Genomic DNA, 14,416 nt, shown 5'->3' on the forward strand with positions numbered 1-14,416 from the left:
GCGCTGTGAGGCGTTGAGCTAACCAATACTAATTGCCCGTGAGGCTTGACCATATAACACCCAAGCAATTTGCTAGCGCAGATTGCGGTGGTGAAGACGAAAGAACCGAAAGTTCGCAACTTCACAAGATCACATATCCGGATTCGCTGGGCTGTCCATCTGGACATTCTGGCAACAGAATTTCTTGACGACCATAGAGCATTGGAACCACCTGATCCCATCCCGAACTCAGCAGTGAAACGATGCATCGCCGATGGTAGTGTGGGGTTTCCCCATGTGAGAGTAGGTCATCGTCAAGATTCATTTCGCAAAACCCCTATCTGCCCATGCAGGTAGGGGTTTTGTCTTTGTGGCGCAAAAACTCCCGGGCATACGCGCCCCCTGTGGGAGCGGGTTCACCCGCGAACACCGGCAAAGCCGGTGCCATCCTCCGCGTCGCCTGCTTTGCGGCTAAAGCCGCTCCCACAGGGCCCGCGTAGCTCCCGGAGGCATTCATGAAATGTGCGTCATTTATGCCTGACGAATCACAGGTCAATGCTACGCTCGCGGAAATACTCAGCACGGATACTCATCATGGAAATGAACTGGCACCAGGCCCTGCAAGAGAGCCTGAGCTGGCTGGCAATCGCCTCGTTCATCACCCTTGTCTGCTTCACTGCAGCCGCCACACTGGCCGTACGTTGTACGCGCTGGGGTAGCCAGTTCTGGCAGCTTGCCGGGCCCTATTTCAGTTTCAGGCGTAGTTGGCGGCCGTTACTGGTGTTCGCCCTGCTGCTGGTACTGACGCTATTCTCGGTGCGCCTGAACGTGCTGTTCTCGTTCTGGTACAACGGCTTCTACAGCGCCTTGCAGGGCCTTGATCAAGCCGCATTCTGGTACCTGCTCGGCGTCTTCGCGGTATTGGCCACCATCCACGTGTTGCGTTCGCTGTTCACCTTCTATGTAAGCCAGGCCTTCAGCATCCAGTGGCGGGTCTGGCTGACCGAGCGCCTGACCCACGACTGGATGCACGGCGATGCCTACTACCGTGGCCAGTTCCTCGCCGAGCCGGTGGACAACCCCGACCAACGTATCGAACTGGACGTCAACGCCTTTGTCAGCAACTCGGTGACCCTCGCCCTGGGTGCAGTCAGCGCGCTGGTGTCGCTGGTGGCGTTCACCGGTATCCTCTGGGGGCTGTCGGCACCGCTGGCTGTCGCCGGTGTGGAGATACCCCGGGCGATGGTGTTTGCCGTGTACCTGTATGTCATCGTCGCCACCTGGATCGCCTTCCGCCTCGGGCGACCGCTGATCCGCCTGAACTTCCTCAACGAAAAGCTCACCGCCAACTTCCGTTACGCGCTGATGCGCCTGCGCGAGAACTCCGAGAACATTGCCTTCTACCAAGGCACGCAGGTCGAGCGGAGCACCTTGCTGGGTCGCTTTGGTGCCTTGATCGTAAATGCCTGGGCGCTGGTGTACCGAAACCTGAAATTCAGTGGTTTCAACCTGGGCGTGAGCCAGGTTGCGGTGGTGTTCCCGTTCATTCTCCAGGCGCCGCGCTTCTTCAGTGGGGCGATCAAGCTGGGCGATGTCATGCAGACTTCCCAGGCCTTTGGCCAGGTGCAGGATTCGTTGTCGTTCTTCCGCGAGTCGTATGATGCGTTTGCCCAGTACCGGGCCACCCTCGACCGTCTGACCGGGTTCCTCGATGCCAACGAGCAGGCGAGCGCTTTGCCACGTGTCATCACCGAGGACCAGGCGCATGCCTTGGCGATCAGCCGCCTGCAGGTGCTGCGCCCGGACGGGCATGCGCTTATCGCCGACCTGGACCTTGACCTGCACGCCGGCCAGGCGCTGTTGATCAAGGGCCCGTCGGGCAGCGGCAAAACCACGCTGCTGCGCGCGCTGGCGGGCCTCTGGCCGTATGCCGAGGGTGAGGTCAGGCGGCCGCTGGGCCACCAGGCGCTGTTCCTGTCGCAGCGGCCGTACCTGCCGCTGGGCGATCTGCGCACCGTCATCGCCTACCCGGCGGCGAGCAAGCCTGAGGACGAAACGCGGATGCAGCAGGCCTTGCGTCAGGTCAACCTGGCCCACCTGGCCGAGCGGCTGGACGTCAGTTGTGACTGGTCACACATTCTCTCGGTCGGTGAACAGCAGCGCCTGGCGTTTGCCCGGGTGCTGTTCAACCGGCCTCAGGTGGTGTTTCTTGACGAGTCCACCTCGGCCATGGACGAAGGGCTGGAGCATGCTCTGTATTCGCTGTTGCGCACGGAAATGCCGGGTGCGCTGCTGGTCAGTGTCGGGCACCGCAGCACGCTGGCAGGGTTCCATACCCACCGGCTGGAGGTGGATGGGCATGGCGGCTGGTCGTTACTGGAACAGCAGCCAGCGCTGGTCTAGTTCGGCTTGCCGGTGGTCGGGCCTGATCTGAGCAATGCGACCCCGACCAAGGTGCCGCCGGCACATGCTGCGCCAAGCAGGAATGTCGCCTGAAAACCGGCCCCGTCCCACAGCAGCCCGGCCACCACGCTGGCCACCAGCAGCGCCACCCCGGTCAGCAGGTTGAACAGGCCGAAGGCCGTACCGCGCAGGTCGACGGGGGCGCTGTCGGCGATCATGGCGGCAAAGATGCCTTGGCTGAAGCCCAGGTGCAGGCCCCAGGCGGCCACCCCCATGGCCAGCCCGGCCCAGCCCGGCAGCAGGGCCAGCAGCAGGTCGGCGGTGACCAGCAGCCCCAGCCCGGACATCAGCACGCCACGGCGGCCTACGCGGTCCGACAGCGCCCCGGCGGGGTAGGCTGACAGCGAGTAGGCCAAGGCCATGAGCACCAGCACTGCCGGCGCCCACAGCGGCGCCAGGCCCATGTCCTGGGCGCGTAACAGCAGAAACGCCTCGCTGAAGCGGGCGAGGGTGAACAGCGTGGCCAGGCCGATCAACCGCCAGTAGGCCGGGCCCAGGCGAGCCAGTTCGTGCACTGCCAACGGTGAGCGTACCGGCCGGGCGGTGGCCGGCGTTTCAGGTTCGCGCACGAAGGCGATGAGGATGTACACCGCCACGAACGCCGGGATCACTGCCACCCAGAACACCGTCTGGAAATGGCTTGCGGTCAGCCACATCAACAGGATCGCCAGCAACGGCCCAAGGAAGGCGCCCACGGTGTCCAGCGCCTGGCGCAGGCCGAAGGCTGCACCACGCAGTTCAGCGGGCGTGACATCCGCCACCAGTGCGTCGCGCGGCGCCCCACGAATACCCTTGCCGACCCGGTCGACGAAGCGTGCCGCGGTCAGCCATTCCAGCCCGGAGGCCATGGGGAACACGGGTTTGCTCAGCGCCCCCAGGCCATAGCCCAGAACCGTAAGCAGCTTGCGCTTGCCCAGACGGTCGCTGAGAGCGCCGGAGAAAACCTTGGTGATCGAGGCAGTCGCCTCGGCGATGCCTTCGATAAAGCCCACCGCCACTACCGAGGTACCGAGCACGGTGACCATGTACAGCGGTAGCAGGGCGTGAATCATTTCCGAGGAAATGTCCATGAACATCGACACGAAGCCCAACGCCCAGACGCTGCGAGGGATCTTCACCAGGGGCCTGGTGGTGTTCGTGGGGCGGCATTCTTCGTGGCTGCGCATCAGGGGCGACTCGGCAGAGGGCTACCTTCGAAACTGTAGGAGATTGCCCAGCCCTTTGGGCTGCGCTGTCGCGTGGAGAACTGAATTCGCAAGCGGCCCGCTCCCACAGGGGCCCCGCTGATTCAAGGGGCTATGTGCCAGCAACGCAATCTTGTCGGCAAAGTTCCGTTACAAACATGTAAACTTCGTAAATAAGATTCAAACTCATTTAGGAATCTCTATATTTACCATCCCTGTTGGCCACCAAACTGTGTTTGCGAGGCCGGTGGGCGAGGGCCCCCGGTTTCCGACAGGGATGTGCCGTTTCGCTCATGAATCGCAGGAGATGTACCCATGCAGTGCAAGACTTCACCCAACAGCCTGGCCCTGGCGTTCGTCGCGCTGGCGTCACCGGTCATGGTGGCCAGCGCGGCTCAGGCAGAAGAAAAGCGCACGGGTGAGGTGCTGGAGATGCCGGTTGCCGACAACGCGCTGGTGATCGAGGACACCTTGGTCACCGCCGAGCGGGAGGCACGCCAGGCCCTGGGCACGTCGATCATCACCGCCGAAGACATCAAGCGCCACCCGCCGGCCAATGACCTGTCCGACATCATTCGCCGCGAACCCGGGGTCAACCTGACCGGCAACAGCGCCAGCGGCGCGCGGGGCAACAACCGGCAGATCGACCTGCGCGGCATGGGTCCGGAAAACACCCTGATCCTCATCGACGGCAAGCCATCCAGCGCACGCAATGCCGTGCGCTATGGCTGGAACGGCGACCGCGATACCCGCGGTGAAACCAACTGGGTACCGGCCGAAGCGGTCGAGCGCATCGAGATCCTGCGTGGCCCGGCGGCCGCACGCTACGGCTCCGGCGCCATGGGCGGGGTGGTCAACATTATCACCAAGCGCCCCACCGACGCACTCAAGGGTAGCGTCAGCCTGTACACCCAGTTGCCGGAAGACAGCGCCGAGGGCGCCAGCCGCCGGGCCAACTTCAACCTGGGTGGCGGCCTGACCGATAACCTCGGTTTCCGCCTGTACGGCGGCCTGGCCAAGACCGATGCCGACGACCTGGACATCAACGCCGGGCATGCCACCAGCGCGCTGGTGGCGGGCCGCGAAGGGGTGCGCAACAAGGACATCAATGGCCTGCTGAGCTGGAAGCTGAACGACGAGCACCGCCTCGAGGCCAGCGTCGGCTACAGCCGCCAGGGCAATATCTTTGCTGGCGACACCATGAACAGTAACGGCGGTGGCGACGTCGAGTTCGTGTCCAGCCTGTATGGCCATGAAACCAATGTGATGCAGCGCAGTACCTACGACCTGACCCATCTGGGCGATTTCACCTGGGGTACCAGCAAGACCGTGCTGGCCTACGAGTACGTGCGTAACTGGCGCCTCAACGAGGGCCTGGCAGGCCGCACCGAAGGTGCCCCCAACGCCGAAGGCGCCGCGATGTCGCGCTTGCGCAACACACGCCTGAGCAGTGAGGTGAACCTGCCATTCGCCATGGGCAGCACCGAGCATGTGCTGACCCTGGGTGGCGAATACCTGTACGAGGCGCTCAATGACCAGGGCTCGCTGCGCCCGCAAAGCTCGGACCCCACGGGTAATGACGGGCTGGTCGGTTTCGACCGCAGCAGCTCGAAGACGACCGCCCGCAGCTATGCGCTGTTCGTCGAGGACAACATCATAGTCGGTGACACCACCATTACCCCGGGCCTGCGCTTTGATCACCACGAAACCTTCGGCGACAACTTCAGCCCCAGCCTTAACCTGTCGCATAAGCTGACCGAAGCGCTGTCGGTCAAAGGCGGCATCGCGCGCGCCTACAAAACCCCGAACCTGTACCAGTCCAACCCCAACTACTTGCTGTACAGCCGTGGCAACGGTTGCAGTGTGCAGCAGGCCAACAACGGTGGCTGCTACCTGCAGGGCAACGCCGACCTCAAGCCCGAGATCAGCGTCAACAAGGAAATCGGCCTGCTCTACGACCGTGGTACCTGGCGCACCAGTGCCACGTACTTTCGCAACGACTACAAGAACAAGATCATCGGTGATACCGATGTGCTGTACACCATCGGCACTGGCAGCCGCGTGACCCAGTGGGACAACGCCGGCAAGGCGCGGGTGGAAGGCATCGAAGGCAACCTGTTCATCGAGCTGACACCGGCCCTGGACTGGAACACCAACCTGACCTGGATGCTCGACAACGACAACCGCGAGACCGGCGAGCCGCTGTCGGTGATCCCGGAATACACTGTCAACACCACCCTCGACTGGCGCGCTACCGACAAGCTGTCGTTCCAGGTGGCGGGTACTTACTTCGGCAAGCAGAAGTCGCCGACCTACAACGACCGCACCCAGCAAGCCTACGACAAGGCGGCGCAACAGGATGTGGAAGCCTACGGGCTGGTGGATGTGAGCGCCGGGTACAAGTTCAACGCCAACTACGACGTGCGGGTGGGGGTGAACAACGTGTTCGACAAGCAGATCTTGCGTGGCGGCAACGCCAGTACTTCGGGCGCAAATACCTATAACCAGCCGGGCCGGGCGGTGTTCGCTGCGCTGAACATCAACTTCTGACACCACGGGCCGCTGTGCGGCCCATTCACCGGCAAGCTCCACCTCGAGCGCATCGGCCTCAAGCCATGCGCTATCCCTGTGGGAGCGGGCTTGCCTGCGAACAGCGGCGCAGCCGGTGCCATAATGTTGCGGCAAAAATTGCCACAGCATGCTAAACCATGCGCCCCAGCCCGCTGCGAGATAAACCCGGTGAAAGCCGCCCGCCTGACCCTGATCTGCCACGCCCTGACCCAGGCCCAGAAGACCGGGCGCCTGCACCGTGCGGACGACGGCATCCTGCCGTTGCTCCAACAGCCTTTCGCCGACCTTTCCGGTGTGCAGGTGCTGACTGCGCCAGAGCGGCGAGCCTGTGAGACGGCGGCGTGGTTTTCGGGGCAGGCTCAGGTCGAGCCGGCCCTGGCCGATTGCGACCTGGGGCGTTGGCAAGGGCTGACGCTCAAGCAATTGCAGGCCGAGCAACCGCAGGCATTGACCGAATGGCTGCAGGACCCGGCCAGTGAGGTGCACGGCGGCGAGTCGTTCGCCGTGCTTTGCCAGCGCATGGCCGCCTGGTTGGCGGCCTTCGACAGGCCGGGTGAATGGCTGGCGGTTACCCACCCGATGGTCATGCGCGCCGTGCTGGTGCAGGTGCTTGGCTGCCCGATGAGTGCCAGCCAGCGGATCGACGTGTTGCCGCTGTCGCGTCTGCAGCTGAGCCTGACCGGGCAGTGGCGCCTGCGCCTGGGCTGAAGGTCAGAACGCCAGCTTGTAGCCGATCAGCAGCAGCATCGCCGCCAGGCACGGGCGCAGTACGCGGTCGGAAATCCGCCCGGTAAGGTGGCTGCCCAGGTAGATGCCTGGCAGTGAGCCCAGCAGCAGGTAGCCCAGCAGCGACCAGTCCATGTTGCCCATGCCCGCATGGCCCAGGCCCGCTACCAGGGTCAGTGGCACGGCATGGGCGATTTCGGTACCGACCAGGCGGCGGGTGACCAGGAAGGGGTACAGCAGGAACAACGCCACGGTACCCAGTGCGCCAGCGCCAATCGAGGTGAGGGTGACCATCACCCCCAGCACCACGCCGGTGAGCACGGTGAGGGTGTTCAGGCTGCGGTCGCTGAGGTGGTAGTGGTCACCGGCGTGGCGGCTGGCGAAGGCCTGAAGACGCGATTTGAACAGGATGGCCAGCGCGGTCAGGATAAGCACCACCGCCAGGCCTTGCTTGATGACGGCGTTGAGTGCCGAGGTGTCGGTGTTCAGGGTGCTGAGGAACCACAGGGTCAGTGCCGCCGCGGGCACGCTGCCCAGGCTGAGCAGGCCGGTGATCTTCCAGTCGACGTTCTTGTTGCGCGCATGCACCCAGACGCCACTGGCCTTGGTGATGGCGGCATAGAGCAGGTCGGTGCCGACGGCCGTTGCCGGGCTGATGCCGAACCACAACAGGATCGGGGTCATCAACGAGCCGCCACCGACGCCGGTCATGCCGACGATGAAACCTACGATCAGGCCTGCAATGGTGAAACCGAAAGAACCTACATCCATACGCTACTCGACTGCCCAACTTTGCCCGTTATCGGATGCAGCCAGCATATAGATTTTTTTATAGCCAAATAGACTTGTTCGTTATTAGGTTATAACCGAGTCAGGGGCTGAATAGGTTCCCTGTGGGAGCGGGTTTACCCGCGAAGCAGGCGCCGCGGTGGATGGCACGGGCTTCGCCCGTGTTCGCGGGTAAACCCGCTCCCGCAGGGGATCGCGCCGGTTTTCGGATTTTTAGCAAGGCAGTTGCTTCATGAGGGCCTGTCAGCGATCAGTCATCACCACCATCACATGTGCATCTGCGCCATCGTCACTTTCCGACAGGTAGATATGCCCCACCTGGCTGTCGAAATATGCCGTCTCCTGCGGCCCGATGCTCACCGCTTCGCCGGTTTCGAACTCGATACGAACGCGCCCGCTCAGCACCAACGCGAACTCTTGCCCAGGGTGGCGGATAAAATCGTCGAACTGGCCGCGTTCACGGGCAATGATGCGGGCATAGGCGGGTGTCATGCGCCGTTCGGGGAAGTCGCCGGCGATCGGGTGATATTCATAGGTGCCGGTCGAGTAGCCCGCCGCGCCCGGCAGCGACTCGACCACCACGGTCACCGGTACCGGCGCCGTGACCGTGCCGCTGGCGCGCAACAGCTGGGCAATGTCGACATTCAGCGCCCGGGCGGCGGCGGCGAGTTTTTCGTAGCTGACCGAGACCTGCGCCAGCTCCATTTTCGACAAGGTAGACAGCGGGACGCCACTGGCTTCGGACAATTGCTTGAGGGTCATCTGGCGCGCCTTGCGCACCTGGCGCAGGCGCTGGCCGACTACGGCACGGTCCAGCAGGGGTAGGGCAGCGGGCATTCGGGGATCTCGGCATGCAGCGTTGGTCGGGCATCTTACCTTGGACCCTTGCGTATTCGTAAATTCTCATATATTAGAATTCTCACAAATGATAATTTGCCGGGCAGGAATGAGCATGACCCCGATCTACGACACACTGATCATCGGCGCCGGCATTGCCGGTGCATCGCTGGGCTATCGCCTGGCCGGCCAGCAGAAGGTGCTGCTGCTCGAGCGCGAGGCACAGCCTGGCTACCATTCCACCGGGCGTTCGGCAGCCATGTTCATGGAGGCCTACGGCACCCCGCAGATCCAGGCGCTGACCCGCGCCAGCCGGGCCTTCTACGAAGCTCCACCGCAGGGCTTCTGCGAGCACCCGCTGCTGGAACCGCGCGGCTGCCTGTACGTCGCCAGCCTGGAACAGCGCGCGCTGCTTGAGCAGACCTATGCGCAGAACCTGGCCAATGGCACCGAGGTCAGCCTGCTTGACCGCGACGCCGCCCTGGCCCTGGTGCCGAGCCTGCGTGGCGAGACCCTGGCCGGCGCGGTGCTCGAAGCGGGCGCCATGGACCTGGACGTACATGCCCTGCACCAGGGCTTCCTGCGCGGCTATCGCGCCGCTGGCGGTGAGCTGCGCTGCAACGCCGAGCTGATCCAGGCCCGGTACCTGGATAACCTGTGGCAGGTGGAGCTGGGCGATGGCAGTCGCGTGCAGGCGCGCCAGCTGGTCAATGCCGCAGGCGCCTGGGCCGACCGCGTGGCCGAGCAGTGCGGTGTGGCGCGTATCGGCCTGCAACCCTGCCGACGCAGTGCCTTTACCTTCCCCGGCCCGGCAGATCAGGACTTCGCCCGCTGGCCGGCGGTGATCGGCGTTGACGAAAGCTTCTACTTCAAGCCAGACGCCGGCCAGTTGCTGGGTTCGCCGGCCAATGCCGACCCGGTCGAACCCCAGGACGCCGCGCCCGAGGAGTTCGACGTGGCGTTGGGCATCTACAACATCGAAACCATGACCACCCTGGCGATCCGCCGGCCGAGCCACACCTGGGCCGGGCTGCGCTCGTTCGTCGCCGACGGCGACCTGGTGATCGGTTTCGATGCGCATGCACCCGCATTCTTCTGGCTGGCGGCACAAGGTGGCTATGGCATCCAGTCGGCTGCGGGCGCCTCGCGCCTGGCCGCCGACCTGCTGCTGCGGCAACCCCTGTGTCCCGGTCTTGTCAGCCAGGGGGTGGTGCCCGAGCGCCTGTCCCCGGCCCGTTTCCAACAACCCTGAAAGGAGCTTTCCATGAGCAATGATATCCAGCGTTTCCCCAGCAGCCTTCCGTTCCCGTTTTCCCGTGCGGTGAAAGCCGGCGGTTTCCTGTTCCTCTCCGGCCAGGTGCCGATGAGTGCCGGCGGCGAAGTGGTGCGCGGGGACATCCAGACCCAGACCCGCGCCGCCTGCGAGCGCATCGCCGAAAGCCTGGCGGCCTGTGGCGCGCGTTTCGACCAGGTGGTCAAGGCCACGGTATGGCTGTCGGACATGAGCCACTTCGCCGGCTTCAACGAGGTGTACAAGGAATTCTTCGGCGCAGCGCTGCCGGTGCGCTCGACCGTAGCCTCGGCATTGGCGCTGGGGGTGGATGTGGAGATCGAAGTGCAGGCGTTTGTCGGCGATTCGTGACCGAACAAATAGCCCCAAAAAGCGATGCGGTGGCAGTAAGACAACAACAATAAATCCAGAGGTGCACATGCAAGAGCAGCTGAAGATCGCCGGCGCATTTGTCGGCGTGATCGTGGGGGCAGGGTTCGCTTCGGGGCGGGAACTGTTGTTGTTCTTTGTCGATTTCGGTGTGTGGGGGCTGGCCGGTACGCTGGTCAGCGCGGCCTTGTTCACCTTCCTCGGCATGGCCCTGGCGGGACTGGGCAATCGCCAGCAGGCCACCTCGCACAAGGATGTGATCCAGGCCATCTGCGGCCGTCACCTGGGCCTGTTCGTCGACTGGCTGATCACCTTTTTCATGTTCGCCGTCACCGTGGTCATGCTGGCCGGCGGTGGCGCCTTGCTGGAGCAGCAGTTCGGCATCCCGGCACTGACCGGCAGCGTGCTGGTGACGCTTGTGGTGGTGGGCATCGTGTGCCTGGACGTGCGCAAGGTGATCCTCGCCATTGGCGCCATCACGCCGTTGCTGATCCTGGTGGCGTCGGCGATTGCGCTGTACGCAGTATTCACCCGTGAGCAGAGTTTCGCCCAGCTTGACCTGCTGGCCAGCCAGCAACAGGCCGGCACCCGTCACTGGCTGCTGGGGGCGTTCTTGTACGTGTCCTACAACATCGTTGCCGGCGCGCCGATCCTGGCCATTCTGGGCGGCTCGGCCAAGGGCGAGAAAACCGCGGTTTGGGGTGGACTGCTCGGTGGTGCAGCACTGGGCGGCCTGATGCTGGTGATGAGTGCCGGGCTGTTGTCGCGCCTGGACAGCGTGGCTGACCTGCCGATGCCAATGCTGTCGATTGCCAACGAAGTGTCACCGCTGCTGGGGCTGGTGATGTGCCTGATCATCTTCGGCATGATCGTCAACACCGCGGTGGGTACGTTGTTTTCGTTCCTTTCGCGGCTGTTGCCGGTGGGCACGGCGACGTTCCGCTGGGGGTCGGTGGTGACTGGGGTGGTGGCGTTGGGCTGCAGCCTGGTGGGGTTCATCAGCCTGGTGGGCGAGGTGTACCCGTTGTTCGGCTACCTGGGCTTTGTGCTGATGGCTGCGGTGCTGCTGGCCTGGGTGCGGCGGAGCAAAGTGGTCAAAGCGGCGGTGGCGTAGGGGGCTGCTGCGCAGCCCAATCGCGACACAAGGCCGCTCCCACAAGGACCGCATGGCACCTGTGGGGGCGGCCTTGCGTCGCGATTGGGGCGCAGAGCGCCCCCTTGGTCCATCAGATCCTGAAACTGCCTACCAATTGCTTCAGGCGCCCGGCCTGCTGGGCCAGTTGGTCGCAATGGCGCAGGGTCTCGTTGAGGTTCTCCACCCCTTGCTGGTTCAGGGCGTTGATCTGGGTGATGTCCAGGTTGAGGCTCTCGACCACGGCGGTCTGCTCTTCGGTAGCCGTAGCCACCGACTGGTTCATGCCATCGATCTCGCCAATGCGCTGGGTTACGCTGGCCAGGCGTTCGCCAGCCTGGTTGGCTACCTGCACGGTCTGCTCGCTGGAAACCTGGCTGGTGTTCATGGTGTGCACCGCTTCGCGCGAGCCTACCTGCAGGCTGGTGATCATGCGGTGGATTTCTTCCGCCGATTCCTGGGTGCGGTGCGCCAGGTTGCGGACCTCGTCGGCCACCACGGCAAAGCCGCGGCCGGCTTCACCGGCACGGGCCGCTTCAATGGCGGCGTTCAGCGCCAGCAGGTTGGTCTGCTGCGAGATGCCCTTGATCACGTCGAGGATCTTGCCGATTTCGTCCGTGCTGGCGTTGAGCGTTTCGATTTGTGCGCAGGACTCGCTGATGCGCTGCGACAGGGCGGTCATGGCGCTGATCGCTTCTTCGACCACTTCACGGCCACCGTGGGCCTGTTCGCTGGCACCGCTGGCATGCTGCGAGGCATCGGCGGCGTTGCGGGCGATTTCCTGGGTGGCGGCACCCAGTTCGTTGATCGCTGCGGCCACGCTGTTGGTGCGCATGCTTTGCTCTTCGGAGCCGATGATCGATGCATTGGAGGCATTGACCACCTTCTCCGACAGGTCGTGCACCAGGCGGGTGGCCGAGGACACTTCGCTGATCGACGCATGAATGCGCTCGACAAAGCGGTTGAACGATGTGGCCAGTTCGCCGAATTCGTCCTTGTTCTGTACGGTCAGGCGGCGGGTAAGGTCACCTTCGCCCTCGGCGATGTCGCGCATGGCGCGGCCCATGGTGGTCAGCGGGTTCATCAGCACCGGGATCAGCAGGCCGAGCAGGCCGGCGATGGCGGCCACGGCAATCAGCATGGCGATGATCGCCGAGGTGCGGAACTGGCTGAGGGCGGCGTAGGCCTTGTCCTTGTCGATCGACAGGCCGATGTACCACTGTGCCGAAGGCAGGCCGGCCACCGGGGCGAAGGAGATGATGCGGTCCTGGCCATTGAGGGTGACATCCTGCATGCCGGCGGCGACCCGCAGGTTGCTGCCGGGGTAGATGTCCTTGAGGTTCTTCATCACCTGGTCTTTGTCGGGGCTGACGATCACCTGGCCATTGCTGTCGGCCAGGAAGGCGTGGCCGATGCCGCCGAAATCGACCGAGTTGATGATCTCGACCAGGGTGTCGAGGGTGACGTCACCGCCGACCACACCCATCAGTTCGCCATTGCCCTTGCTTTTCACAGGCGTGGCGATGGTTACCATCAGGCCGCCGACAGCGCCTTGGTACGGGGCAGTCAGCACGGACTGCCCGGCGCTGGCAGCGGCGCCGTACCACGGGCGCTGACGTGGGTCGTAACCGGCGGGCATCTGCGCATTGGGGCGCTGAGTGAACGCACCGTTGGCCTGGCCCAGGTAGGTGAACAGGAAATTGCGCGTATAGGACGGCTGCTCGATCAGCCCGTCCAGGGTGTCGCCAGCGCCTTGCTGGGCGATGTCCTGGGCCAGGTTTTCCAGGACCAGGATGCGCCCGCTCATCCAGTTCTGCACACTGCTGGCGGTCAGTGCGCCCGACTGCTGCACCGAAGCTTCGATGTTCTGGCGGATGGTATTGCGTTGCAGGTAGTCGTTGTAGAGCGTGAACAGGGCAAATGCCAGGACCACGACGCCGCAGGCGCTGAGCAGGATCTTGTGGCGAAATTTCAGGTTCATGTTTCGAGACCTTGGGCCAGTGAGGGGAGGGCGCAGCGCGCTCATGACGCATTGCGGAACCTATCGACCGGGATATCGGCTCAAGGGGTAAAAGATTGATGCTCTTACAGAAAATTCTTACGGTCGTTTCGACAGACGGTATTCACGGGTTACACAACTGCTCTATCAACAGACGTGCAGCGTGCTGCAACGGTTGTTGCTTGCGCCACAAGATGTGTACCGGCAACTGCAGTTCGTTGCGGGTGTTGCGAAAATCCAGGCGCACCAGGCGCCCGCTGGCCAGCAGTGGCGCGACCCGCGACAGCGGCAAGTCACCCCAGCCCAGGCCGGCTTCCACCATCTGCAGGGCGAGGTCGAAGCTGTCGGTGGACCAGTGCGTGGCGCCTATCAGCGGGCGTGGGTCGGCCAGCGGCAAGTCCCGGCTGCGTACCAGTATCTGGCGCACCCGGGTCAGGTCCTCGAGGTAGTGGATACGCCCTTCGCGCAAGGCCGGGTGGGCGGGGGACAGGGTGGCTATCAGCGACTCCATGCCGATGTGCTGGAAGCCACGACGGGCATCGACCTGCAGCCCGGCAAAGGCGATGCAGAGGTCGGCGCGGCCGCTGTCCAGCAGGTGCAAGGCTTCTTCCTGCGGGGCACTGAGCAGGGCGATGTCCAGTAGCGGATGGCGCTCACCCAGGCGAGCGATGGCCGCCAGCAGCGGGCGGTGGTCGATGTCCGGCACCACGGCCAGGGTCAGGCTGCTTTCCAGCCCCTGGGACAGCTCTAGGGCATGCACCTGCAGCAGCCCCAGTTGCTCGGCGATCAGCCGGGCATGGGGTTCCAGCGCAATGGCCTGTGCGGTAGGGCGGACTTCGCGCGGGCCGCGTTCGAACAAGGTGTAGCCCAGTTCGGCCTCAAGGTTGCCGATGGCCATGCTCACGGCCGAAGGTACCCGCTGCAGGGCGCGCGCGGCGGCGGAAAACGATCCGCGGTCGAGCACGGCGAGAAACAGCTGGATGTTGTCGCTGGAAAAGTTCATGGCAGCCTCCTGTCAGAAAATATGACAGCTGCTGACTTTTGCTGTCAAGCATGATGAAGCATGATCGCGCCCC

11 protein-coding genes and 1 rRNA gene are annotated in these 14,416 nt (G+C 63.9%); 7 read left to right on the top strand and 5 right to left on the bottom strand.

Annotation, left to right across the window (positions count from 1 at the left end; all coding sequences use genetic code 11):
* Nucleotides 1-183: 183 nt before the first annotated feature.
* Together rrf and J5M71_RS19250 are read left to right on the top strand one after the other, a co-directional pair.
* A 5S ribosomal RNA gene (gene rrf / locus J5M71_RS19245) occupies nt 184-299 on the top strand.
* Nucleotides 300-573: 274 nt separating this feature from the next.
* Nucleotides 574-2,382, top strand: coding sequence for an ABC transporter ATP-binding protein/permease (locus J5M71_RS19250; protein WP_207835133.1), 1,809 nt, complete (start codon nt 574-576; stop codon nt 2,380-2,382).
* Here J5M71_RS19250 and J5M71_RS19255 read toward each other — a convergent pair.
* Nucleotides 2,379-3,608, bottom strand: coding sequence for an MFS transporter (locus J5M71_RS19255; protein WP_207835135.1), 1,230 nt, complete (start codon nt 3,606-3,608; stop codon nt 2,379-2,381). The genes J5M71_RS19250 and J5M71_RS19255 overlap by 4 nt on opposite strands.
* A 333-nt stretch (nt 3,609-3,941) precedes the next feature.
* On the opposite strand from J5M71_RS19255, the gene J5M71_RS19260 reads away from it, so the two are divergent.
* Both J5M71_RS19260 and J5M71_RS19265 read left to right on the top strand, forming a co-directional pair.
* Nucleotides 3,942-6,176, top strand: coding sequence for a TonB-dependent siderophore receptor (locus tag J5M71_RS19260; protein ID WP_207835144.1), 2,235 nt, complete (start codon nt 3,942-3,944; stop codon nt 6,174-6,176).
* A gap of 189 nt (nt 6,177-6,365) precedes the next feature.
* The gene (locus tag J5M71_RS19265; protein WP_207835151.1) at nt 6,366-6,905 is read left to right on the top strand and encodes a histidine phosphatase family protein; all 540 of its coding nucleotides are present in this window, start codon (nt 6,366-6,368) and stop codon (nt 6,903-6,905) included.
* Nucleotides 6,906-6,908: 3 nt separating this feature from the next.
* Here J5M71_RS19265 and J5M71_RS19270 read toward each other — a convergent pair whose 3' ends face one another.
* Both J5M71_RS19270 and J5M71_RS19275 read right to left on the bottom strand, forming a co-directional pair.
* Complete coding sequence (locus J5M71_RS19270) at nt 6,909-7,694, bottom strand: sulfite exporter TauE/SafE family protein (protein ID WP_207835153.1); 786 nt, start codon at nt 7,692-7,694, stop codon at nt 6,909-6,911.
* A gap of 261 nt (nt 7,695-7,955) precedes the next feature.
* On the bottom strand, nt 7,956-8,549 hold the full coding sequence (locus J5M71_RS19275; RefSeq protein ID WP_207835155.1) for an XRE family transcriptional regulator: 594 nt from the start codon (nt 8,547-8,549) through the stop codon (nt 7,956-7,958).
* A 115-nt stretch (nt 8,550-8,664) separates the two neighbouring features.
* Here J5M71_RS19275 and J5M71_RS19280 point away from each other — a divergent pair, with 115 nt between their 5' ends.
* From J5M71_RS19280 to J5M71_RS19290, 3 genes are all read left to right on the top strand, one after another.
* A complete protein-coding gene (locus J5M71_RS19280) occupies nt 8,665-9,801 on the top strand; it encodes an FAD-dependent oxidoreductase (RefSeq protein ID WP_207835157.1) in 1,137 nt (378 codons plus the stop codon).
* A 12-nt stretch (nt 9,802-9,813) separates the two neighbouring features.
* Complete coding sequence (locus J5M71_RS19285; RefSeq protein WP_207835160.1) at nt 9,814-10,191, top strand: RidA family protein; 378 nt, start codon at nt 9,814-9,816, stop codon at nt 10,189-10,191.
* 67 nt (nt 10,192-10,258) lie between these two features.
* The gene (locus tag J5M71_RS19290; RefSeq protein ID WP_207835162.1) at nt 10,259-11,323 is read left to right on the top strand and encodes a hypothetical protein; all 1,065 of its coding nucleotides are present in this window, start codon (nt 10,259-10,261) and stop codon (nt 11,321-11,323) included.
* A 112-nt stretch (nt 11,324-11,435) separates the two neighbouring features.
* On the opposite strand, the gene mcpA is transcribed toward J5M71_RS19290, so the two are convergent.
* Both mcpA and J5M71_RS19300 read right to left on the bottom strand, forming a co-directional pair.
* The gene (mcpA, locus tag J5M71_RS19295; RefSeq protein WP_207835165.1) at nt 11,436-13,322 is read right to left on the bottom strand and encodes a methyl-accepting chemotaxis protein McpA; all 1,887 of its coding nucleotides are present in this window, start codon (nt 13,320-13,322) and stop codon (nt 11,436-11,438) included.
* 142 nt (nt 13,323-13,464) lie between these two features.
* Nucleotides 13,465-14,343 (bottom strand): LysR family transcriptional regulator, encoded by an 879-nt coding sequence (locus J5M71_RS19300; RefSeq protein WP_207835166.1) that lies wholly within the window; start codon nt 14,341-14,343, stop codon nt 13,465-13,467.
* Between the last annotated feature and the right edge of the window lie 73 nt (nt 14,344-14,416).

Origin of the sequence: Pseudomonas sp. 43(2021), assembly GCF_017490805.1 — a bacterium.
Classification (GTDB): domain Bacteria; phylum Pseudomonadota; class Gammaproteobacteria; order Pseudomonadales; family Pseudomonadaceae; genus Aquipseudomonas.